The following is a 21,641-nucleotide window of genomic DNA, read 5'->3' on the forward strand; positions in this document are numbered from 1 at the left end:
GGGCACAACCCCGAGGTTGTGCCCGTTCGCTCGGTTCAAAGACGCGATGTCTCAGTAGACGAGCGTCGCGCCGGTCGGCTTGTCGAGCGCCGCGGCGAGCGAGCGATACTCGGAGCTGTCGGTGCCGGCGAGCGAGGCGATCTTGTTCAGGTGGTACTGCGCCTGTTCGCGGTTGCCCTGCTCGAGCTGCCAGAGGCCGTAATACTGCCAGGTCCGGACGTGGTTCGGATCGTCCTTCAGCGCGATCTCGTAATAGACCTTGGACGACTGGTAGTCGCCGAGCTTGCGATAGGAGTAGCCGATCAAATTGGCCACGTCGGCGACGTCGTCGCGCTTGAGCGACTTCAGCTGGCCGATCGCGCTCGTGTAGTCGTGACCGTCGTAGATCGTGGTGTAGGCAGTGCGATAGGCCGCGAGGAATTTGGGATCGCTGATGGAGGAGCTCTTCTTCTTCCCCTTCTTGGCCGAGCTGTCCGACTTCGGCGGCGGCGAGGGCTCGTCGCTGCCCGCGGCGTAGGCGCTGGTCAGCATCGGTCCGGCGGCCAACGCTAACGAGACAAGCCCCGGTACCAGAAGCATGGAAAGTTTCCGCATCTATCTTCTCCCGTATGGAACGTGGCGATCCTACACGATTGCCCAAAGACCGGAACACCCATCGGGCAAAAACATTCCCGCTTCGCACGATCTATTCGCCCCTCCGCAGATGACAAACTTGTCATCGAGATGAACAGAAGCCTGCGACGGGCTTCAGATTGGGTTCAGTGCACGGCACCTAGGCTCCCACCCACGATCGAAGAGTAGGCGAGAGGGCGCCGCCTCAAGATCCTTCCAAGAGGAGACCAACCATGTTGAAGACCATTTCCGCAGCCTTGCTCGCCGCTTCCGTAATCGCAGCCCCGGCCTTCGCCGCTGAAGCCGGCAAGACCACCGCGACCGCGCCGGTGATCAAGGCGGACCAGAGCCAGACCAAGGTGTCGACCACCGCCGCGAAACCCGAAGCCGGCGTCAAGGCCGACACGAAGGCCGCCGACGTCAAGGCGGACGCCAAGGTGGATACCAAGTCGAAGGCGATGAATGCCAATGCCGCGGTCACGCCCGACGAGCACAAGGCCGTGCGCACGCATCGCCACCACAACAAGCATCTGTCGGCCAAGAAGTCGCTGAAGGCGCAGCCTGACGTGACCAAGCCGGCGGCCATCGACAAGCGCAGCTAACGACTGATCCGGCGCGGCGGCATCCCTGGCATTGCCCGCCGCCGCGTGCGGAATTCAGGCCCGGCCCGTCGTCTCGGCGTCAGCGCGAAAGCGCAGGCGCCGGCGGCGGGCCGGTGCGTCATTTGCGCAGCCTGCGAGCAGGAGCGAATTCCCTTCGTGCAACCTTGGAGCTAGAACATCCTCCGAGTCTGATCGAGCGGAGAGCGTGGCCTGTGGGGCGATTGGCGAAGCGTGCGGGGATCCTGGCGTTGGTTCTGGTCTTGCCGCTGGCGCTCGCGGCATGTTTCGGCAGCGACGGTGATCGTCCATCCCTGATGGGGGGGACCCAGGCGGGAGGGCCGCAGCCGTTCCCCGACAATTTTCGCAGTGACACGCTGGCCTTGATGCGCACTTACCTCAACAATCCCGTCGGCGTGCGCGAGGCCACCATGGCCGATCCGGTGCTGCGCGAGATCGGCGGACGGCAGTTCTACGTCGCCTGCCTGCACTTTACGCCACGCGAGACCGACGGCAGCTACAAGGGCATGCGCGAACGGGCCGCCGTCTTCGTCAACGGGCGGGGCGACCGCATCGTCGATCGCGCTGGCGAGCTCTGCGCCGGTGCGGTTTACGCACCCTTTCCGGAACTGGAAAAGATGGCGCGATAGCGCAAAGCCGGCCTTCATCGGCAGGTGCTAGGACAGGGGCCGCCGGAGCCGCTCGATCACAATTTGGCGAGCTTTGAACGGGGCTGGTTTGCCTTGCGACAGATCGTTACAGCCCGACTTGCGCAGACGACGAAAACAGTCGGTGCAAGCAGGTGTGACGGAACAAAATCGCGTTGTTGCCACCCCGTCACAGTTACAGACGATCAACGTTCCGGCATCGCCGCGAAGCAACCTAATTCACGCCACGTTGTTTCCTGAGTGTCGAATTTGAAAGAACGGGGATGATCATGAAGACGATTTTGCTGGGCGCCGTTGCTCTGCTGGCGCTGGCTGCACCGGCCGCCGCGGCCGACATGCAGCCGCGCACCTATACCAAGGCGCCCGTCTATACGCCGCCGCAGGTGATCTACAACTGGACCGGTTTCTACATCGGCGGCCATGTCGGCGGCGCGTTCGCCGGTGACAGCAGCTTCCAGTCGAGCGACGCCCGTTTCCTGGGCGGCGTGCAGGGCGGCTTCGATTACCAGTTCGCGCCCAATTGGGTGGTGGGCATCGAGGCCCAGTACTCCTGGCTGCCGACCAACAACAACGGTGTGACGTTCCCGCTGGGGACGCAGGTGACGTCGAACACCGACCAGCTGGGGTCGGTGACCGGCCGCATCGGCTACACTTGGGGACCGGCGCTGGTCTATGCCAAGGGCGGTTACGCTTGGCGTAATGGTGGCCTCGGCGTCAATGTCGCCGGCGTGGCGCAGCCCTTCACCGCCACTGGCAACAACAAGGACGGCTATACCGTCGGTGCCGGCCTCGAATACATGTTCGCACCGAGCTGGTCGGCCAAGGCCGAGTACCAGTACTACAACTTTGGCAGCACGACCTTCACCTCCGGTCCGGCCGACGTCGTCGGCGTCCGGGGCCGGGAGGACGAGCATACGGTCAAGGTCGGTGTGAACTACCGCTTCGGCTGGGGCGGACCGGCAGCCTCGCGCTACTGACGCCCAACAGCGACCACGACCCGACAAGGGCCGGCTCACGCCGGCCTTTCGTTTGCCAGGCCCTTGTTTGCCGGCCTGTTGTTTGCTTTGCGTGAACCATCTGGCGCGTCATTTGCAAGCAAACGGTCTGACGCGCGGGTTCTCACGCGCGTCATGGGACTGGCGTAAAGCAAAAATAATTTTTGCCGCCTACGGAACTCGCGCTCCGGAAGGCGTTATATGAGAATTACCGGGCTGGTGGGACGACGGACATGCGTATCTTTGTGTCGGCAGTAGTGCTCTCGTGCTTCATCTCCCTGCCGTGTGCTGCACAGACAATCCTCAAGTCCGAGCCTCTGATGCTGGCACCCTATGAGGTGGCCTTCGTCAAGGACGCTTCCTGCCCATCCGGCAAGGTGCTGAAGGTAACAGGCGCGATCCGGGGGCTGCACCGTCGCAAGGCCTGCGTGGCGCTGGCGGGCGAGCAGGCCTCGCTGGCGACCGCGACCCCCTGAGAGATCCCTTCCTGAGATACCCTGGGTCGAACCTCAGGAATTCAGCGCAAGCTCCATCCTCGACTGCTGTTCGGCCTCGGCCTTGTTTCTGGCGGGGTCCTCACCTTGGGCTGCCCGGCAGGGCTTGATCTCGTAATCATTGTCTAGGACCCGACGCGGTCCGTGGCGCTGGTCGTCGGTGCTGACATCCACGACGAGGCCGCTTTGCTGAGCGAGCTGCCAGACGTCGGCCTCGCTGGGATAGGCCTTGCTGATTTGGGCGTCGTTGCAGAACAGGGCGTAGGGCATTCTTCCCGCTCCCGGAAAGCGCGTTAACGGCGTCACGGGGCAAGGGGTTCCGGGGCGATCACCGGGGCGTGATCGGAGCCGCGGGCCCTGAGTCTTTAACGAGTCCTGAATCCCAAAAAAAGAATCCCTGGGACTCATTTGCCGGAATCAGCGGATGTTTTCGGCCATGACGACCGACCTCAAGACCTGCTGCGGGCACATGCTGCTGCCACTGACGCTGGGATTGCTCAGCGCCTGTGCGGCCAATCTCTGGTTGGTTTGGTCCTGGCTGTAGGTGTCGGATCGACCGCCAGCCTTAGTCTTCGGCTGGCGGACGGAGGGAGGGGTCACGAATGGCCGCGCGGAGCCTGGTCAGGGTCGCCGCGCAATACTCCTCCCGCTCACGCTCGAATCGCTCCTGATGCTTGCGGAAACTGGCGATGCGGGCCTGCATCTCGGAGCGGAAATCGCCGCTTGTCCGAGCTGGCGGGATCATGACTGGCGGGGCGTGCGGGACTTCCGGCGGCTTGATCTCGACCGCCAATGTCTCGACCGCCACGGTCTCGACGGTGACGGTCCCCACCGGCACGTCCGGTGCAGCCGTCGGTCTCTCCGGCGGATGGAAGTGGCCCTTCTTGCCGGTTACCGATTGGACGAAGGCCATCGTCTGCGCGATCAGTGCGTCGCGCTCGCTGATCCACTTCATGGTCCACCTCTGTTGGAGCTATTCCAGCAAAGCTGGCCGCCCGAATCAAGAAGGTGTCCGGCTGGGGATTGCATATTTTTCCCGCCCGCCTGACAGTGGGGAATGGACGTCAAGTCAGATCAGTCGGACGAAGCGCAGGGCCTGAGGCTGGTCCGTGCGTTCTTGTCGCTGCCGCCCGACAAGCGGGCGGAGGTGATTGCGTTCGTGGAGGAATTGGCGCGGGCCCAAGGCCGGCCCGAGGCGGGCACAGAGGCATCGCCGACGTGAGCGCTATCGCTCGCGCGGGTTAATGTTGGGCTCGAACGGCGCCCCCACCACCCGGACCGGTATCGGAGCCGTAACGTCGGTCGCCGAGCGTTCGGCGACCTGCGTTGCCGGAGCCGGCCCTGGTGCCAGCTCGAACAGCGCAACGGTGCCAGCCACGGCGACACAGCACAGCGTCACCGTCGCCAGCAGAAACATGTTTCGGTTTTCTTCCTTGATCCGCATGGGCCGACAACGACTGACGCCGGCGACCGGTTCCGGCCGGCAATGTCCCGATCGCGCCCCCCAAACGGGCAGAAGCTTACGCGAAACTTACGTCGGCATCCCGAATGGTTATTTTTCCGTAAGACTACTCGGGCGATTTGGCATCAAATCTTAACGTCCGCCGGTTCCAATGCCCGTTGCCGGGATTATGCGTCGGCAGTTGGGGCGGCTGTGATGAGCTTTTTGAACAATCTGAAAATCGTGTGGAAGGTCGCACTGATTGTGGCGGTGATGGGATGCGCCATGCTTGCCGTCGCCGGGTTCGCGGCGCGCGAACTTTCCGCGACCGTCGACGGATTTGCCGAACTCTCCGCCTCGCAATCCTCCGCGCTCAACCTGACGCGCGCCCAGCGCCGCGCCGAGACCTACCATGCGGCGCTCTATGCGGTCTTCACCGAAGCGACGGAAGCAGGCAACGCTGGCCGTCTCAAGATCGCGAACCAGAACCGCAGCGAAATCGGCCAGTATCTCGATGCGGCCGTGCAGGACGACCCGTCGCGCGCCAGCCAGGTCAAGAGCATCGGGGACCAGCTGAAGGCCGCGTTCGCCAGCTGCGATCCGGTACTCCAGGCCGGCGCGCAGGCAAGCGGCGTGGAGGAGAACGCCAAGGCCGCCGAACGTGCGCACAAGGAGTGCGATCCGGTGCTGGACGCGGCCCTCGCACGCATCGTCCAGTTCGTGACCGAGTCCGCACAGGTGGTCAGCAACCGCAAGGAAGCCATCAACCGCGACGCGAGGTCCGCGACCTGGACCGTGATCGGCGTCAGCGCCGGCGGCCTGATCGTCGGCATCGCGATCGCGCTGTTCATCGGCCTCAATGCGATGTCCCGGCCGATCGCCCGGCTCAAGCTCGCCATGGAGGGTCTCGCCCGCAACGATCTCAAGACCGAGGTGCCCGAGAAGGACCGGAGCGACGAGATCGGCGACATGGCCAGGACCGTCGAAGTGTTCAAGACCAATGCGCTCGAGGTCGAACGCCTCAAGGCTGCGCAGCTCGATATCGAGAAGCAGGCTGCCGAGCAACGCCGCCGTGACATGGTCAACCTGGCCGACGGCTTCGAACGTGCGGTCGGCGAGATCATCGAGACGGTGGGCTCGGCGTCCACCGAGCTCGAAGCGTCGTCCTCGACGCTGGCCACCACCGCGCAGCGCGCGCAGGAACTGACCTCGGTGGTCGCGGTCGCCTCGGGTGAAGCCACCGGCAACGTGCAGTCGGTTGCGACCGCGACGGAGGAGCTGTCGTCCTCGGTCAACGAGATCAGCCGGCAGGTGCAGGAATCCGCGCGGATGGCGGGCGAGGCCGTCACCCAGGCGCGCACCACGACCGAGCGGGTCAGCGAGCTCTCGATCGCGGCGACGCGGATCGGCGATGTCGTCGAGCTGATCAACACCATTGCCGGCCAGACCAACTTGCTGGCGCTGAACGCCACGATCGAGGCGGCTCGTGCCGGCGAGGCCGGCCGCGGCTTCGCGGTCGTCGCCTCCGAGGTGAAGACGCTGGCCGAGCAGACCGCGAAAGCGACCGGCGAGATCAGCCAGCAGATTTCCGGCATCCAGACCGCGACCCAGGAATCCGTCAACGCGATCCGCGACATTTCCGCGACGATCGAGCGGCTATCGGAGGTGTCGTCGACCATTGCCGCGGCGGTCGAGGAGCAGGGCGCCGCGACCCAGGAGATCTCGCGCAACGTGCAGCAGGCCGCTCACGGCACCCAGCAGGTCTCCACCAACATCACCGACGTGCAGCGCGGCGCGGCCGAGACCGGCTCGGCGTCCTCGCAGGTGCTTTCGACCGCAAAGATGCTGGCGACCGACAGCAACCGGCTGAAGGACGAAGTCGGAAAATTCTTGCGGACCGTGCGCGCGGCGTAGGTGTGTGCGGCGGCACTCGTCCGACGCGCTCACCCCGCCTAATGCGGAAGCAAGAGGCCGAGCGCGAACACCAACAGCATGGCCGTCATGACGACGGCCGTCACCGCGCCGGCAACGATTTTGGCCTTCTCTTTGCTGGTGGTGGGGCGCATCGGATGCGCAGGCTACCTGATGTTGAACTTCGGTCCAATCTGCGGTCAGGAGCCATCTTCGTGACCCGCCTCGGTCAGGCGGCGAGCCTTGGCTGGAAGAACCGTGTGACACGATCGATCGCATCGGATGTCATCGGGTCGGTGTCGGAGAAATCAAAGCCGTGGGCTTTGCCTGGATAGGGCACGAATTCGGCCTCGGCGCCGACCGACTTGCCGAGCGCGACCAGTTGCCGTCCCTTCGCGACCGGCACATTCCTGTCCGCCTCGCCATGCAATGCGATCAGGGGCGGCAGATGCTTGACCTTGGCGGCCATGGCGTCGGGCATGCCGCCATAGAGCACCGCGAGCGCGACGATGCGCGTGTCCCGCGCGGCGGTGTCGGCGGCGACGTAGCCGCCCAGCGAGAAGCCGAGCAGGCCGATGCGCCCGGAACTGTCGGACCGGCCCAGGATAGCCGTCGCGGTGGCGGAGACCGTGTCGGCCCAATCGTCGAACCGCGCCGTGTCATAGGCATTGCGGCTCTCATGCGTGCTGGACTTCGGCGTCAGCGCGGCCGTATCAGCCGGTGTCATATAGCGGAGAAAATAGACGTCGATGCCCTTGGCGGACAGCGCATCGGCATATCGCTCGTAGGCGCGGAGCCTAAGCTCGATGCCGCGGGACCCGTGCAGCACGATCACGGCAGGGCGCTTCCCGGCCACCGTCGCCGCGTAACGTGATACAGGCAGGCTGTCATTGCCGGAGGTGACGCTGAACTGTTCGCCTGGTGCACCGTGTGCAGACATAGACGTCAGCAGCGCGGCGATGCCGGTCATGGCCGTTCGTCGGGTAATCATCAGCGAACTCGCGCGAGGGAGATTTCGGAGGCGACGCTGCGGCTGTATAGTGTGCTTGCGACGGAATCTTGACGCGAGTCCCGCCCGATGATCGCCAATCGTCCACCCGTCCTCGCCCATGAGCGCTTCGTTGCGGACCGCGAGAACTTTGCCGGCCTCGATCTCGCCGCCCGGTTCGAGCGGATCGAGCGGACCAACCTGTGGGGCGCGGCCACATCCGTCTCGGGCCTCGGCTCGGAGGACCCGGCGACCGCCGCGATCCGGGAGGAGCTTCCTCCCCTGCTGCAACGGCTCGGCGCGCGCTCGCTGCTCGATGCGCCGTGCGGCGATGCCGGCTGGATCGGCCGCATCAAGCTCGACCTCGACTATACCGGCATCGACATCGTGCCGTCGCTGATCGAGACCAATCGCCGGCGTGTGGCCGGCGGCGGGTTGTCCGGCCGGTTTCTCGTTGCCGACGTCACGTGCGATGCGCTGCCGCGTGCGGATGTCATCCTGTGCCGGGACTGCCTGGTTCATTTGAGCTTCGACAACATCGCCCGCGCCGTTGCGCGCTTTGCTGAGAGCGGCGCGGGCTTCGTGCTGGTCACGACATTTCCCGAATGGGATGAAAATCGCGATTGCGCGGATGGCGATTGGCGCGCGCTGAACATGGAGAAGGCACCATTCAACTGGCCGTCGCCGCGCGCGCTGATCAACGAGCGTTGCGAGGAGGGCGGCGGCGGCTGGCGCGACAAGAGCCTCGGGCTTTGGCCGCTGGATGAATTGCCCGATCGTATCCGCATGGCCACGGCGATGTGACAGACGCAGGCGGAACTCCATTGCGTCCGCGGTCGCACTGGCGATACACTTCAGGTTGTGTGATGCGATCTTTGCCTGACGATACCCGGAGAACGCCATGAGGCCGAGTTTTGTCGTAGCGGCTCTGTTGATCTGGTGCTCCGCGCCGGCACTGGCGCAGCAGGACGGCGCCGCGCTCTACGCAACCCACTGCGCGCAATGTCACGATGCCGGCGATGCCCAGAACCGCGCGCCCGCGCGCGGCGCCATGCAGGCGATGTCGTTCGATCACGTGCTGGGGACGCTGACCTCCGGCAGCATGGCCGCGATGGCGAAGGAGCGCAGCGACGACGAGCGTCGCGCGATTGCTGCTTTCGTCACCGGCAAGACCGCAATCAACAGCGCATCTGACGGGCAGGGCCGCTGCACGCAGCAGATCAGCGGCTTTCCGCAACCGCTCGACGGTCCACGCTGGAACGGGTGGGGCGTCGACCTCAACAACAGCCGCTTCCAGCCGGCCGATATGGCGGGACTGACCGCGGCACAGGTGCCGCGCCTGCGGCTGAAATGGGCCTACGCGTTTCCCGGGGCCTCGGTGTCCTTTGCGCCGCCGACGATCGTGGGCGGCCTGCTGTTCATCGGCGGCACCGACCGCAAGGTGCACGCGCTCGACGCGCGAACCGGCTGCACGCTGTGGACGTTCGCGATCGATGCGGCGGTGCGCGCCGCCATCACGGTCGCGCCGCTTCCCGGCTCCGATCAGTTCGCGATCTTCTTCGGTGATTTGCGTGCCAACGCCTATGCCGTGAACGCGCTGACGGGTGCGCTGATCTGGAAGACGAAGGTCGAGGAGCATCCGGCCGCGCGGATCACCGGCGCGCCGGTGCTGCATTCCGGCGTTCTCTACGTGCCGGTGTCCTCGCTCGAGGAAGCTGCCGGCTCGCAGGCCTCTTACGAATGCTGCACCTTCCGCGGCAGCGTGGTGGCGCTGGAGGCCGCGACCGGCAAGCCGGTCTGGCAAGCCTATACGATCCCCGAAGTGCCGCATCCGACCGACAAGAACGCGAAGGGCGTGCAGCTCTTCGGCCCGTCCGGTGCCGCGATCTGGTCGGCGCCGACGATCGATGTGAAGCGCGGCGCGATCTATGTCGCGACCAGCAATTCCTATTCGAATCCGCCATCCGCGACGAGTGACGCCATTCTCGCCTTCGACCTCGCGACGGGAAAGCTGCTCTGGAGCCAGCAGGCCACGCCGAAGGACGCTTATGTCGTGGCATGCTACGGCGTGGACAAGACCAATTGTCCCGAGGATCACGGACCCGACCACGATTTCGGCCAGTCACCGATCCTGGTGACCCTGCGCGACGGCAGGCGCGTTCTTGCCATCGCACAGAAATCCGGCGTCGTGCACGGGCTCGATCCCGACGACGGTGGCAAGATCCTGTGGCAGACGCGGATCGGGAAGGGCGGTGCGCTTGGCGGCAGCGAATGGGGCTCGGCGGCCGATCAGGACCGCATCTATGTCGCGAACTCCGACGTGCGTTTCCTGCGTGACGGCACCAGACGTCTCGACTCCACGCAGGGCGGCGGCCTGTTCAGCCTCGATCTCGCCAGCGGGACAGTCGTGATGGAGGTGCCGCCGGTCGCCTGCGGCGACCGTCTCCAATGCAGCCCCGCGCTTTCGGCGGCGGTGAGCCTGATCCCCGGCGTCGTGTTCTCCGGCGGCGTCAGCGGCTTCCTGCGGGCCTATGCCAGCGACGGCAAGCTGCTCTGGGAGTTCGACACCGCGCAGGATTACAAGGCCGTCAACGGCGTCCCGGCCCATGGCGGCGCGATCGACGGTCCCGGACCGGTCATCGCCGGCGGCATGCTCTACACCAATTCCGGCTACGGCCAATGGAGCGGCGTCGCCGGCAACGTGCTGCTGGCGTTCGAGGTGGGGACGGAGTGAGCGCGTCACGGAGTCCCCTGCGCTGCGTCCGCGACCCGGCTTGTGGTTGCCCTCATCGGCGACGGAGGTGAGTGGCGCTGCACTTTCAATTTGCATTCGGCAATGGGAGGCAAATTCGATGATCGAGGCCAGATGCAGTTGCGGCGCTGTTTCACTCTCGCTGCCGGGACCGACCAAGCTGGTGGCAGCCTGTCATTGCATCGACTGCCAGCGGCGAACCGGGGCACCGTTCGGTGTCGGTGCGTTCTACCCGGTCGAAGCCGTCACGATCTCCGGCGCGCCGAAGGGGTACGTTCGCGCCGCCGCAAGCGGGGGCGAGGTCCGCTTCTATTTTTGCTCCGATTGCGGCTCGACGGTCTATTGGAAGGCCGACAATCTGCCGGCGATGATCGGCGTTGCCGTCGGCGCCATTGCGGACCCGGATTTTCCGGCTCCCGTCAGATCGGTCTTCGAGCAGTCGAAACATGCCTGGGTCGAGATCGGCGGCTCGGGTGTCGAGCACTTCGAACAGAGCAGCGCGCGGAAGAGTTCAGGCTGACGAAGATTTTATGCGAACCATCGCTCGCACCGCAGCCGGTGTTCGGTCAGGGACGCTGCCGGATACTTGCGCTGGACGGCGCTCCTATCGTTGGTATCGGTTCACCGGGAGCAAGGTCGAGCGGCGGGTGAGGCCTGGCCAGTCCTACCGTTCCGGGAGGTGCGTCGTTGCTGGCCGTGCGGGTATTGACGCGCTCTAACGTGACCGTCGAGGCGACCACAATGGCGATGGCCAAGGCGACCGCGGATAGGGCTAAGGCTGCTCGATCATTCGGGTCCATCGCTAGACCTCCGCGAGACGGCTCTATAGTGCGAGGATAACGCCGAACCGATGATTTGGTTCGGTGGTCGCCGCTGGGTGGCGAGCCGTGGCAATTGACAGGCGCTTTGATCTGCGCTCGGGGAGGGCGGTGGAAGCACTGCCGCCCGGTGGAGGCCGAGCGCGTCGCTGCCACCGAATCTACAATTTATCGATTTCATACCCCTAGGGCGGGCGGCGTGGGGTCTAAGGCTCGCCGCCAGCGTACCTCGTCGCTGCCCTGGGAAGGTTCGCACCGAAAAAGGATTAAGTGTTTTCCTATTGTGCGTGATGACGTCGGATCGCCGACGGCCGCTGGAATAGCCGGCAATAGGAGACCTTCCAAAACGCTGGTGCTGCCAGCTATTGCGGCGAGCGGGCTTGCGATCGGCTACCTCGGCGGGCGTCTCGACCGGCGCGCCGGCGTCGAGGACTCGAGCTGCATCAGCGGCAAGCCGTCGATCGCGCTCGTGCATCGTTTCTGCGAATAGGGAGGGACTCATGCGGAGCTATGTCATCGGCGCCGTGCTCGCGGTCGTGGGGCTGTGGTTCGTGGCTATCCGCGCGCTGATCTTGAGCTGTGGGGACGCTAGGTTCTTAGTTCCGGTTCCGCAATGAAGCTCAGTTTAGGCTTGCAAGATAAGTCACCTTGCCGCGCGGTGAAAAACCGCGCGACGATGAGTAGCATTGCTTTTTTGATCGCCGAGTTCGTTCTTCTTGGAGAGCAGATCTTGTCGATCGTGGATGCGCTCTCGCGAGAGGCCAGCACATGATTGAGCTTTGGAACAACTGGTACGGGACCTTGGCCTCTGTCGAGGCGCTGGCAGCGGTCGTCGTTATTGCCGTGGTGACCGCTGGCATTCTTACGCTAGTTGAGAGTCAGCGGCATAGGACAAAACATTGATGGGGAGACGTAAACGATCAGCTAGACCAGAGTAGTTCAGCAGGTGATTGGCGCTAAAAAATGCTCCTATGCAGGAGGATCAAATGATCCTTTCTCGTGCAAGTTGGACAAACGGGAATGCTTCTTGGCGGCAAGCATTTTGCACATGCGCGGTGTTGAGCATACTGGTCGTAGCTCCTGCATTCTTGTTGATATTCCTGCTGGATTCCCAGCTCGTCTTACCAGCGCTCAGTATTCTGTTTTTCTCAGACGCGATGATCACTGCGGTCTTGGCTTGGGCAAAGTCGGGAAATGCGACATTAGAAAATGTAACGCTATGGGATGTTGCCGGGGCATTGACCATGCTGGGTTGTGCCGCAGCGATTCTAGGCGAACCAGATCAAGTGGCACTTCTTTTCGAGCAACCGGTCAGACTACATTCGGACGCGGCTCTAGGCGATAGCGCTAGCCCCTGATAACCGGCGGCGTTAGGACCCCCGTTTCTTGGTGGCGGGTATCGGTCAACCGATCCAATAGACGTATGCGATCCCGCTTGCAGCTGCCCATTCCCCTGCGGCGGGGACATGTCCTGTGCCTGATTATTTCGATACAGATGTCCTTAGCGTATTCTTGCAGATCGTTCTGATCGACCTGGTGCTCGCTGGCGATAACGCCATCGTCATCGGTCTTGCTTCAGCCGGACTTCCTGAGGCGCAACGAAGCAAGGCGATTTTTATCGGTATTGTTGCCGCGACGATACTGCGCGTCCTACTCGCCGGGTTGGCGACGCAAATCCTCCAGATCGTCGGCCTCTTGCTCGCTGGCGGGATCCTGTTGTTGTGGGTGTGCTGGAAAATGTGGCGAGAGTTGCGCACATCCTCCACAGGACCAGCAGATGCGATGGACGCCGCTGGAGCAATTGCAGGCAGCAAAGCTCGCAAAACACTCGCTCAAGCGAGTTGGCAGATTGTCGTGGCCGACGTTTCCATGTCTCTCGACAACGTTCTGGCCGTGGCAGGGGCAGCACGCGAGCATCCGATGATCTTGATTTTCGGCCTGGGGCTTTCGATCGCGATGATGGGCGTGGCCGCTTCTTTCATTGCGCGCCTTCTGCAAACTTATCGATGGATTGCTTACGTCGGTCTAGCCGTCATCCTTTATGTGGCGGGTGACATGGTCTTTCGCGGGACGTTGGATGTCATCAACGTTGCGTCGATATGAGACCGATCGCGCCGATGCGGACGTCGGTGAAGTAGATATGCCAGTTCTCCTCGTGCGGATTGTCGAAGCTAAGCGCTGGTGCCGGCTGAGGGGATTGAACCCCCGACCTTCGGTTTACAAAACTGGTCCGACAGTTTTCGCGGGCTTGCCTATTGTTTCTAGAGATGAACAAAATCCCTTGTAAATAGGCCGTATTCCCTTATCTTGCTTTCACCGTGTTGCCGCGGGATGGCCCTGGTTTTCCGTTCTGGTGGCTTCTCGGTGGCTACTTTTGAGGGAAAGACCGAATGCCGATGGTTCGATTGGGCGCGTCATCACTAGGGATCAAGCCGGAGTTTCCACCGACCAATCGAGGCGCCAACCGGTACGTCATTTACTGGGACACAGAGCTTAAGGGCTTTGGCCTGAAGATCACCGAGAATGGGCACAGGGCGTGGATTGTTGAGTATCGGCCCGGCGCGGGAGGTAGGGGCGTTTCTAAGAAAAGAATAGTACTGGGCTCGGCCTCCACATTAACCGCCGAGAAGGCGCGCAGGGCCGCTAAGGATGCGCTGGCAAACGCCAGAGTCGGCGATGACCCTGCGACAGCGCGAGCCGACGGGCGTGCAGCGATAAGCGTATCAGACTTGGCCGATGCATTCATTACTGACCACGTGGAACCAAAGCGGAAGGATCGAACGGCGTCGACATATCGCCGGTTGATCGATGATTTTATCAAACCGAAGCTGGGAACCGCGCGTGCTGTTGACCTTACCCGCGCTGAGGTCGCCAAGCTCCACCTATCACTGCGCAAGACAGCGGTCACGGCTAATCGTGCCATTGCCGTGCTGAGCGCTATTTATTCGTTTGGCGACGCGCGCGGACTTGTGCCGGAAGGGACGAACCCGACCAGGAAAATTGAAAAGTACAAAGAACAGAGCCGCGAACGCTTCCTGTCGGTTGAAGAATTCCAGCGGCTCGGGGCCGCACTGCGGGACGCCGAGACCCGCGGCATTCGATGGGAGCCGGACCCTGTCAAGAAAGCTAAGCATGCTCCTAAACCTGAAAACCGCGCCGTCGTGGTCGACCAGCACGCCGTTGCTGCCATTCGTCTATTGTTACTGACCGGTGCGCGCCTGCGGGAAATCTTGCACCTCCGGTGGCTGGATTGGGACAAGCAGCGCGGTTTACTCAATCTGCCCGACTCCAAGACTGGCAAAAAGTCCCTCGTTTTAAATGATGCTGCCACGGCTGTGTTGAAGAACCTGCCGAAGCTGGGGCGCTATGTCATTGCGGGCGAAAGCGCCGGCCAAAAGGACGAGCGGCCGCGCGCAGATCTGAATAGGCCTTGGCGCGCAATTCGCCGTCGCGCTGGACTTGAGGATGTCCGCCTGCACGACCTGCGGCACTCCTACGCTGCAGTCGGTGCGGGTCAGGGATTGGGTTTGGTGCAGATCGGCGGCCTGCTGGGGCATTCCCAGCCGAAGACCACAGCCCGATATGCCCACCTTGCCAACGCGCCGCTGCGCGCGGCAACCAATATAATCGGCGACACGATCGCCAGTGCGCTTGGGGGTAAGTAATGGCGGCCCTTCCGAAGTCGTTTGATCTGGAAGCGATGAGACTCCGTGTGCGCCTTCATCAGGGAGAACGGGATTCGGTGAAGCAGCGCTGCGCAGAAATCCTAGCTGGGAGCAAAACCCGCCCCGAGATTCAGAAGCTCGCCGACGAACTTGCCAAGGCTTGCCGCGGCAGACCGAGAACTGGCGCGAAATACTTGTGGTTTGAAATCGGCGAACGGGACGGGATTCTTCGCGACGAGGGCCATAAGTATGAGGTTCGGCTCAGGCTACTGGGTGAGGAGTTCGACCTGCGCGACGAATCGAAGATCAAGACCGCCTTGGCTCTCTATAAGAAGGCCATGGACGAATACGACGCGATCGCGCGCAAGGGCTAGTTTCTTATTTTAAGCAACCATCTTTCCTATTATAGGCAACTAAGATCATAGGCCGATACGGCGCATATTCCTTCCAACGTCGCGACTCTCGCGGCAAATGTGGAGGAAATGATGCACAATCTTCGGGTCGCGGAGGCGGCCGAACTACTTAGACTTTCGAAGTCGACACTCGATAAGCTCCGCTGTCATGGCGGGGGGCCGACCTATTTCAAACTAGGGCGAGCGATTGTCTATGCGCGGGCCGACCTGGACAAATGGATGCTGTCTCGGCGACGGAATTCTACCGCTGTTGCAGCCCAAAACAACGCGTCCAAGACGGTGGCTGCGTGATGGACACTTGGGAGAACATCGCCATCACCGCCGCAGCCATGCCAGAGCTAATTCAAACAGGTTTGAAAAAAGGTCGGGGCATGGCGCGGGCCTCGCTCGACATGATTGCTGCCATGCGCGACATCGCCGAGGAGGTTCGGCCCGTCACCGGTCGCGGCATCGGCTACAAGTTGTTCACCCGTGGCCTTATCACGTCAATGTCGACCAACAACATGCAGAAGGTATATCGCCTTCTGCGTGTCGCTCGGGAACAAGGCACGATTCCTTGGGACTGGATTGTCGACGAAACCCGCGAGCTTGAGCGGGTTTCAGCATGGAGCAACCCGGCCGAGTATGCCCGTACAGTCGCATGCTCCTACAGGCGTGACTTCTGGGACCAGCAGCCCTGCAGGGTCGAAGTGTGGTCCGAGAAAGGTACCGTTCGCGGTGTCTTGAAGCCTGTCTTGGACCAGTATGCTGTGGGATTCCGAGTCCAACATGGTTTCAGTAGCGCGACTGCCGTGCATAACGTTGCCGACGACACTGATGGAAGGCCGCTTGTTGTTCTCTACGTCGGCGACTTCGACCCTTCGGGCATGTACATGTCGGAGCACGACCTGCCGCAGCGGTTGCGAGAGTATGGCGGCAACCATGTGAGGTTCAGGCGCATTGCCCTGACCGAGGAACATTTGCGCGGATTGCCTTCATTCCCTGCCGCCGACAAGCACAAGGACCCGCGTCACCGTTGGTTCACTCAGCACCATGGCTCTGAGTGTTGGGAGCTGGATGCCATGGACCCCCGCGTGACTGCGTCGAGAGCGCCATCGTTGAGTTGATTGAACCCGTAGCTTGGGAGCGCTGCGAAGTCATCAACGCCGCAGAACTAGAATCCTCTGCGCGACATCCTCGTCATGTGGAAGAGTCCGAACTGAGGGCGGCTGGCTTTTTCAAACCTGTTTGAGAATAAGCGTCGCCTGAGGGGCGCCGCTTAGCTCGATCGGCCTCTAGCCGAGAGCATCGTTCCGAAGGAGCAATCCCACACATATTTTGTTCGTCGCGCTTTTAGTGTCCCGTCCCAAAACTCGCACTAGTACTCACAGACATGGAGGTGAGGATGACGCCGCAACTAAACTTCCACCGCGACACCAAGCCGATCAAGATCCCTGGTTCTTACAACCTTTACTACGACCCCGTCCAGACCGACCGCGAACTGACGAAAATGTTTCAGATGGGAGATGACTATTTTGATGAGGATAGTCGCTACACACGCGCGACTAGGCGCTGATCTTGCCCGAGCCGACGTTGAGGTTCTGCCCGGCCTCGCACTCTTCGGTGTTCGCATCCTTCGCGCAAACGATGGCGACTATCGGGCCTTCGCCCAGGGTGCATCGTTCAACCGCGACATGGTGAAGTCAATTGCAACTCTGATCATGGGCGAATGCCAACGTGTCAACGCAAGCTAACTCAGTCTATAGGGGCGACTGCACGATGCACAGCACTGCCATATCTAACGACAATGTTATTAACGCCGGGTTCGGTGCAAACGACAATCGGCGTGAGCCAGATGCAGGTGTACAGCCGACCGAGGACGCGGTCGCTAAGGTGTTCGCCAACAGTTACCGGAACCAACTACGCTATTGCCACACGGCTGGCGCATGGTTTGAATGGACCGGATCGCATTGGTGCAAGGACGAAACGGGGATCGCCTCCCATTACGCGCGGGTGATGGCGCGCGAGATGTCTAAGACCTGCACGAGTGCGAAGGTGCTTGCAAGTATCAGGAAGAGGTCGTTCGCAAGTGGCGTAGAGAACTTTGCGAAGAACGAACCTATGCTAGCCAGATCCTACCGTGCTTGGGACATCGACCCGTTCCTTCTGGGAACGCCGGACGGTACAGTTGACCTGCGCACTGGCAAGCTGCGCGCAGCGGATCCTGCCGACTGCATCACCAAGGTGACTTCCATTGCTCCGTCCGATAGGGCCGACTGTCCGCGGTGGCTCGCGTTCCTTGACCAGGCGACGGGCGGCGACCGGGAGATGATCCGCTTTCTGCAACAATGGTGCGGCTATTCGCTGACCGGCGACACGCGCGAGCACGCGCTTGTTTTTGCTTACGGTCCCGGCGGAAACGGCAAGTCGGTTTTCCTCAACACCGTGTCGCACATCATGCTGGATTACGCGACTACGTCATCAATGGATACGTTCGTTGAGTCCCGCGGCGATCGTCATCCGACCGATCTTGCCATGCTTCGCGGCGCGCGCCTGGTGACCGCCAGCGAAACTGAGGCTGGTAAGAACTGGGCGGAAAGCCGCATCAAGTCGTTGACCGGCGGCGATCCGATCACGGCGCGGTTCATGCGCCAAAACTTTTTCACCTTCATGCCACTGTTCAAGCTGTGTATCGTCGGCAATCACCAGCCGCGGCTCCAGAATGTCGACGACGCAGCCCGTCGACGGTTCAACATCATTCCGTTCATTCAGAAGCCCGAAAAACCTGATCGCCAGCTCGAGTCCAAGCTTCGCGATGAGGCGTCCGGAATTTTGCGATGGATGATTGATGGTTGTCTTGATTGGCAGCAAAACGGACTGGTGCGGCCGACGTCAATCGTGGAAGCGACCGAAGCGTATTTCGCAGAGCAAGATGTCTTTGGGCAGTGGCTGCGCGATATGTGTCGCGTCGACGATGGCAGTCGGAGTCTGTCGGAGTTTCAGGCAGATTTGTTCGAGTCGTGGACGAAATACGCCGAGGCAGCAGGCGAGAAGCCCGGCAGCCGCATTGCCCTGGGAAAGGCGCTGGAAAATCGTGGCTTCGCTAAAAAATCAACGAAGCGTGGAGTAATGCATTTCGGCGTTCAGCTTACGAAAGCCGAGCGCGAAAATCACCACGACAGCCAGGGTAATGAGTGATGAAAAGTGATCACTTTTTCCATAATCGGCCCTACGCGAGCGCGTAGCAACGTAAAATGGTAAAAGTCGTCACCAGTCGTCACCTCATCACCACGTTTTTTTCGATTGGACAACTATGCTCAATCTAGCCCTATCCCTAGCCGCGGCACGCCTCCCGGTATTCCCCTGTCGGCCTGAGAACAAGCGGCCCTATACGTCGAACGGCTTTAAGTCCGCGACCGTCTTCCCACACATCATCAATCGCTGGTTTACCGATTGGCCCGATGCCCTTGTCGGCATGCCAACCGGCGAGCGCACGGGTTTGTGGGTGCTGGACATGGACGCGCACAAGGGCGCCACCGAATCCGACCTGCCGCACGACGTGCCGCCGACCACGACCGTGCGCACGCGCTCCGGCGGCAGGCACTTCTATTTCCGTCATGTCGGGCTGGGTAATTCACCGGGCAGGTTGCCGCACGGCTGGGATGTACGTGGAACTGGTGGCTATTGTTTGGTTGCTGGCAATCCGGGCTATACGCTGGATGTCGACATGCCGCCTGCCGACGCGCCTGAATGGCTGGTGACGCTTATCCGACCCCGCCCATATGTGCCGCGCCCGAGCCAGCCTTATCAGCCGCAAAGCCATGACCGCTACGTTGACGCCGCTGTGCGCGCAGAGCTTGCCGCGCTAGCCGGCGCCGCACCCGGTACGCGCGGCACGCTGCTGAATCGCACGGCCTTCACGCTAGGCACATTCGTCGGCGCCGGTGCTCTAGACCGTGGCGAGGCTGAACATGGACTATTTGATGCCGCGCACGGCTGCGGGTTGATTGCGCTGGACGGCGAGCGTGCGGTGCGGGCAACCATCCGGCGTGGTCTGGATGCAGGCACCAGACAGCCGCGCGCACTGCCGGAGCGGGACAACACGCCGATAGTAGATGTGAGCAAGTTGCTGCGGAAGCGGAGGGCATGACAAGGCGGGGGTAGGGGCCATCTCGATCTCTCCCACCGTGGGCCTCAACTTCCGGCCGCACAATTAGACGCGTTATCCCGCAGATTTCGAGATAATTTTTTGGCCGGTGACACAAATAGAAAACCTGCGGCGTCGCGTCCCCAAGTGCCCATACCGGTATGGTGACGAACCGCCCGAGGGTTTGAAGCCACCCCACCCAACACTCGATCGGCGCGCAGACGTCGACGAAACGAAGAGCCGCACAAACGGCCAGATCAGCAAGTCACGTTACGTTGAGGTTTTTATGAAACATACTCCAATCCAACCCGTCTTGCCCGCGCAGGCAGGAGCTCAGATTTGCGCCTGCTGCAAGACTACGCCGCGCCTCCAACACCGGAATATCACAACGACAACCCGCCTTGCGGCTTTGGCGCGGACTGCTTCTGGAGGTGCGCCCATCGCCTGCTGAACTGCTAGGGCTAGCTTAGGACGCAATCGCCGCGGGCCCACACGGTCCCGTTAGCCCGACTGATATTGACCGGGCAACCCGGCAACGTATCCGTTTCAAGGATGGCCGTATTGATCAATGGCTCGGCGGCGACGGGCGTTGGCATTCTGCGGAGCGCACTAGCGGCACGAGCGTGGCAAACGTCGCCATTCGGAAGCCGAACAGCAGGAGGACGCGGCCCGCCATCTGGCGCTGCCCGCCACAGGCCAATACTTCCGAGTACCATCTACAAAGCTACTGGAAGGCCATGCTTTGCGCTCTTGCACCGGCTTGGCGTTAGCGGGGTCTACAGCTTCGACGAGTCCTGGGTTAACGCCGGCCTATACCCGGCGTGTCGGGTGCCGCGCTACATGGTTGGCATTGCGCGTGGCGCGCCGTTTATGGCCGGTAGGACTCGTCGGAATGCCTGCGCTTCGGAGAGCAGCTTCGCCGGCCCTGAATACGCCATTCTCGCCGGCCTCGATGCCCCGTGTTGCTGCTGCGCTTGGCGATCACTGCGATGTGTTGGAGCGCTCGCTGGACGGCGACACCGCACGTGAGATCGCCGTGGCGAATGGTTGGGGCAATGGCAAGGCGGGCGAGCGACGGGCGGTCACGGCACAGGACAACGCGCTAGCGGCGTTGGCCGCAATGGAGAAAAAGCTCGCGGCCTAGCAATGAAACCATGGTCTAGCCTCATTTGAGACTGGAATCGCCAACCAATATCTCCCGCGCGCTAGAGCGGGGAGGCGGCGAGACGTGGCGGACGGGCGAAAAATCAGTGCCTGTATAGGCCAGATCGTGATTGATGGCTCTCCTTTGCGCTGCAAGGTACGCCATCTCACAGCTTCGTCCGCAATCGTTCAGACGCTTGACGCGCCTTTAATGCCAGCGACCTTCGGTTTGCGTATTCCAAGCGTTGGACTCGACTTGAGTTGTTCGGTTGTGTGGCGCGATAAGCGCCGTCTCGCTGTGAAGTTTCTGAACTAGCAGCCACTGTTTCTCGTAAACGGCGTCCCTCAGCTCAATCCCGGAACGTAGGATGGCGGCCACCATGGCCAGCTTGAATGACGCACTTCCTGCAATCGACCGGCACGTTGAATTTCCACGCTCAAGAAGCGTGGGCGTCGCACGCCGATTGCACGACGCCGGCAACTGCCGACCCGGCATTTTGCAGGCCAGTTATGAGCCCATAGCAACGTTTTGAGGGTGAGCGCGGGGTAGACGCGTGGACGGGGGTGAGTCAGATCCTTCCGACCTTCGCCGTCAACGACCGGCCGTCCCCGAAAATTCGCGCATCTGCATTTCAGAATATGGGGTATCTTAGGTTGCATTGTATACTAAGTCGCGCCGACGAGAAGAATCGGAGCTGCGCGTAAGTGTGCCGAGATCAGCGCTCCGTATTCGAATAATAGTTCCTTCATGAGGCCGCTAGCAATCGATCCGATCGGCTCGGAGCGGTCTCCGATCGATCTCCGCGGAGGACATCGGCGCGTTGCTTGGCGGTGTCGCGAGGAGACGATAGCGGCCGCTGGCGGCCCGATCCGCAGCCGCCTGAATCCGCTTATTTTCGTAGAGACGGAGGACGCTCTCGTCGCCCATCAGGGCCGAGGGGAATGGGCCGCTGCGGATCGCGCGAACGTTCGCCCTCGGACCAGAACGTCGGGTTGCGGGTATCGAGCGGACTCGG

The 21,641-nt window shown here is 62.0% G+C and carries 25 protein-coding genes; 20 read left to right on the forward strand and 5 right to left on the reverse strand.

Features of this window, described 5'->3' with window-relative positions; all coding sequences use genetic code 11:
• Nucleotides 1-51: 51 nt before the first annotated feature.
• Entirely contained in the window at nucleotides 52-594 is a 543-nt protein-coding gene (locus BJ6T_RS20400) for a tetratricopeptide repeat protein (RefSeq protein WP_014494360.1), read from the reverse strand.
• Between the two features lie 251 nt (nucleotides 595-845).
• Here BJ6T_RS20400 and BJ6T_RS20405 point away from each other — a divergent pair, with 251 nt between their 5' ends.
• The 4 genes from BJ6T_RS20405 to BJ6T_RS49395 all read left to right on the forward strand — a co-directional run bounded on the left by BJ6T_RS20405 (nucleotide 846) and on the right by BJ6T_RS49395 (nucleotide 3,350).
• Nucleotides 846-1,214 carry a His-rich protein BRANT gene (locus tag BJ6T_RS20405; RefSeq protein ID WP_014494361.1) on the forward strand — a complete coding sequence of 123 codons (369 nt, stop codon included), beginning with the start codon at nucleotides 846-848 and terminating at the stop codon, nucleotides 1,212-1,214.
• A 212-nt stretch (nucleotides 1,215-1,426) separates the two neighbouring features.
• Nucleotides 1,427-1,861 carry a hypothetical protein gene (locus BJ6T_RS20410; RefSeq protein WP_014494362.1) on the forward strand — a complete coding sequence of 145 codons (435 nt, stop codon included), beginning with the start codon at nucleotides 1,427-1,429 and terminating at the stop codon, nucleotides 1,859-1,861.
• Nucleotides 1,862-2,148: 287 nt separating this feature from the next.
• On the forward strand, nucleotides 2,149-2,856 hold the full coding sequence (locus tag BJ6T_RS20415) for an outer membrane protein (RefSeq protein ID WP_028170174.1): 708 nt from the start codon (nucleotides 2,149-2,151) through the stop codon (nucleotides 2,854-2,856).
• A gap of 251 nt (nucleotides 2,857-3,107) precedes the next feature.
• Nucleotides 3,108-3,350, forward strand: coding sequence for a DUF6719 family protein (locus BJ6T_RS49395; RefSeq protein ID WP_014494364.1), 243 nt, complete (start codon nucleotides 3,108-3,110; stop codon nucleotides 3,348-3,350).
• A 33-nt stretch (nucleotides 3,351-3,383) separates the two neighbouring features.
• On the opposite strand, the gene BJ6T_RS20425 is transcribed toward BJ6T_RS49395, so the two are convergent.
• Together BJ6T_RS20425 and BJ6T_RS20430 are read right to left on the reverse strand one after the other, a co-directional pair.
• Nucleotides 3,384-3,638, reverse strand: coding sequence for a hypothetical protein (locus tag BJ6T_RS20425; protein WP_014494365.1), 255 nt, complete (start codon nucleotides 3,636-3,638; stop codon nucleotides 3,384-3,386).
• Nucleotides 3,639-3,933: 295 nt separating this feature from the next.
• Entirely contained in the window at nucleotides 3,934-4,323 is a 390-nt protein-coding gene (locus tag BJ6T_RS20430; protein ID WP_014494367.1) for a hypothetical protein, read from the reverse strand.
• Between the two features lie 102 nt (nucleotides 4,324-4,425).
• Here BJ6T_RS20430 and BJ6T_RS47310 point away from each other — a divergent pair, with 102 nt between their 5' ends.
• Nucleotides 4,426-4,590: a hypothetical protein gene (locus BJ6T_RS47310; protein ID WP_014494368.1), complete on the forward strand. Its 165-nt coding sequence runs from the start codon at nucleotides 4,426-4,428 to the stop codon at nucleotides 4,588-4,590.
• Between the two features lie 3 nt (nucleotides 4,591-4,593).
• Here BJ6T_RS47310 and BJ6T_RS20435 read toward each other — a convergent pair whose 3' ends face one another.
• Nucleotides 4,594-4,812, reverse strand: a complete 219-nt coding sequence (locus BJ6T_RS20435; RefSeq protein ID WP_039227884.1) for a hypothetical protein — start codon at nucleotides 4,810-4,812, stop codon at nucleotides 4,594-4,596.
• Nucleotides 4,813-5,025: 213 nt separating this feature from the next.
• On the opposite strand from BJ6T_RS20435, the gene BJ6T_RS20440 reads away from it, so the two are divergent.
• Complete coding sequence (locus tag BJ6T_RS20440; RefSeq protein ID WP_014494370.1) at nucleotides 5,026-6,723, forward strand: methyl-accepting chemotaxis protein; 1,698 nt, start codon at nucleotides 5,026-5,028, stop codon at nucleotides 6,721-6,723.
• 226 nt (nucleotides 6,724-6,949) lie between these two features.
• Here the strand turns inward: BJ6T_RS20440 and BJ6T_RS20445 are convergent, their stop codons facing one another.
• On the reverse strand, nucleotides 6,950-7,711 hold the full coding sequence (locus tag BJ6T_RS20445; RefSeq protein ID WP_028170173.1) for a dienelactone hydrolase family protein: 762 nt from the start codon (nucleotides 7,709-7,711) through the stop codon (nucleotides 6,950-6,952).
• Between the two features lie 87 nt (nucleotides 7,712-7,798).
• Here BJ6T_RS20445 and BJ6T_RS20450 point away from each other — a divergent pair, with 87 nt between their 5' ends.
• The 14 genes from BJ6T_RS20450 to BJ6T_RS42615 all read left to right on the forward strand — a co-directional run bounded on the left by BJ6T_RS20450 (nucleotide 7,799) and on the right by BJ6T_RS42615 (nucleotide 20,626).
• Complete coding sequence (locus BJ6T_RS20450) at nucleotides 7,799-8,512, forward strand: class I SAM-dependent methyltransferase (protein ID WP_014494372.1); 714 nt, start codon at nucleotides 7,799-7,801, stop codon at nucleotides 8,510-8,512.
• A 97-nt stretch (nucleotides 8,513-8,609) separates the two neighbouring features.
• On the forward strand, nucleotides 8,610-10,442 hold the full coding sequence (locus tag BJ6T_RS20455) for an outer membrane protein assembly factor BamB family protein (protein ID WP_014494373.1): 1,833 nt from the start codon (nucleotides 8,610-8,612) through the stop codon (nucleotides 10,440-10,442).
• A 118-nt stretch (nucleotides 10,443-10,560) separates the two neighbouring features.
• Nucleotides 10,561-10,980 (forward strand): GFA family protein, encoded by a 420-nt coding sequence (locus BJ6T_RS20460; protein ID WP_014494374.1) that lies wholly within the window; start codon nucleotides 10,561-10,563, stop codon nucleotides 10,978-10,980.
• Nucleotides 10,981-11,630: 650 nt separating this feature from the next.
• Nucleotides 11,631-11,768: a hypothetical protein gene (locus BJ6T_RS47315; RefSeq protein ID WP_155256737.1), complete on the forward strand. Its 138-nt coding sequence runs from the start codon at nucleotides 11,631-11,633 to the stop codon at nucleotides 11,766-11,768.
• Nucleotides 11,769-12,264: 496 nt separating this feature from the next.
• Nucleotides 12,265-12,636: a hypothetical protein gene (locus tag BJ6T_RS45770; protein ID WP_141378544.1), complete on the forward strand. Its 372-nt coding sequence runs from the start codon at nucleotides 12,265-12,267 to the stop codon at nucleotides 12,634-12,636.
• Between the two features lie 115 nt (nucleotides 12,637-12,751).
• Nucleotides 12,752-13,381: a TerC family protein gene (locus BJ6T_RS20465; RefSeq protein WP_014494376.1), complete on the forward strand. Its 630-nt coding sequence runs from the start codon at nucleotides 12,752-12,754 to the stop codon at nucleotides 13,379-13,381.
• 287 nt (nucleotides 13,382-13,668) lie between these two features.
• Nucleotides 13,669-14,943, forward strand: coding sequence for a site-specific integrase (locus BJ6T_RS20470; RefSeq protein ID WP_014494377.1), 1,275 nt, complete (start codon nucleotides 13,669-13,671; stop codon nucleotides 14,941-14,943).
• Nucleotides 14,943-15,317, forward strand: a complete 375-nt coding sequence (locus BJ6T_RS20475; protein WP_014494378.1) for a hypothetical protein — start codon at nucleotides 14,943-14,945, stop codon at nucleotides 15,315-15,317. Before BJ6T_RS20470 ends, BJ6T_RS20475 begins: the two co-directional genes overlap by 1 nt.
• A 111-nt stretch (nucleotides 15,318-15,428) precedes the next feature.
• Nucleotides 15,429-15,647 carry a helix-turn-helix transcriptional regulator gene (locus BJ6T_RS43705; RefSeq protein WP_014494379.1) on the forward strand — a complete coding sequence of 73 codons (219 nt, stop codon included), beginning with the start codon at nucleotides 15,429-15,431 and terminating at the stop codon, nucleotides 15,645-15,647.
• Entirely contained in the window at nucleotides 15,647-16,462 is an 816-nt protein-coding gene (locus BJ6T_RS20480) for a hypothetical protein (protein WP_014494380.1), read from the forward strand. Before BJ6T_RS43705 ends, BJ6T_RS20480 begins: the two co-directional genes overlap by 1 nt.
• A 278-nt stretch (nucleotides 16,463-16,740) precedes the next feature.
• Complete coding sequence (locus BJ6T_RS47320) at nucleotides 16,741-16,911, forward strand: hypothetical protein (RefSeq protein ID WP_014494381.1); 171 nt, start codon at nucleotides 16,741-16,743, stop codon at nucleotides 16,909-16,911.
• A gap of 203 nt (nucleotides 16,912-17,114) precedes the next feature.
• Nucleotides 17,115-18,533 (forward strand): phage/plasmid primase, P4 family, encoded by a 1,419-nt coding sequence (locus BJ6T_RS20490; RefSeq protein ID WP_014494383.1) that lies wholly within the window; start codon nucleotides 17,115-17,117, stop codon nucleotides 18,531-18,533.
• Nucleotides 18,534-18,648: 115 nt separating this feature from the next.
• The gene (locus tag BJ6T_RS20495) at nucleotides 18,649-19,485 is read left to right on the forward strand and encodes a bifunctional DNA primase/polymerase (protein WP_014494384.1); all 837 of its coding nucleotides are present in this window, start codon (nucleotides 18,649-18,651) and stop codon (nucleotides 19,483-19,485) included.
• 889 nt (nucleotides 19,486-20,374) lie between these two features.
• Entirely contained in the window at nucleotides 20,375-20,626 is a 252-nt protein-coding gene (locus BJ6T_RS42615) for a hypothetical protein (protein ID WP_141378547.1), read from the forward strand.
• The last annotated feature ends 1,015 nt before the right edge of the window (nucleotides 20,627-21,641 follow it).

Origin of the sequence: Bradyrhizobium japonicum USDA 6 (assembly GCF_000284375.1) — a bacterium.
GTDB classification, from domain to species: domain Bacteria; phylum Pseudomonadota; class Alphaproteobacteria; order Rhizobiales; family Xanthobacteraceae; genus Bradyrhizobium; species Bradyrhizobium japonicum.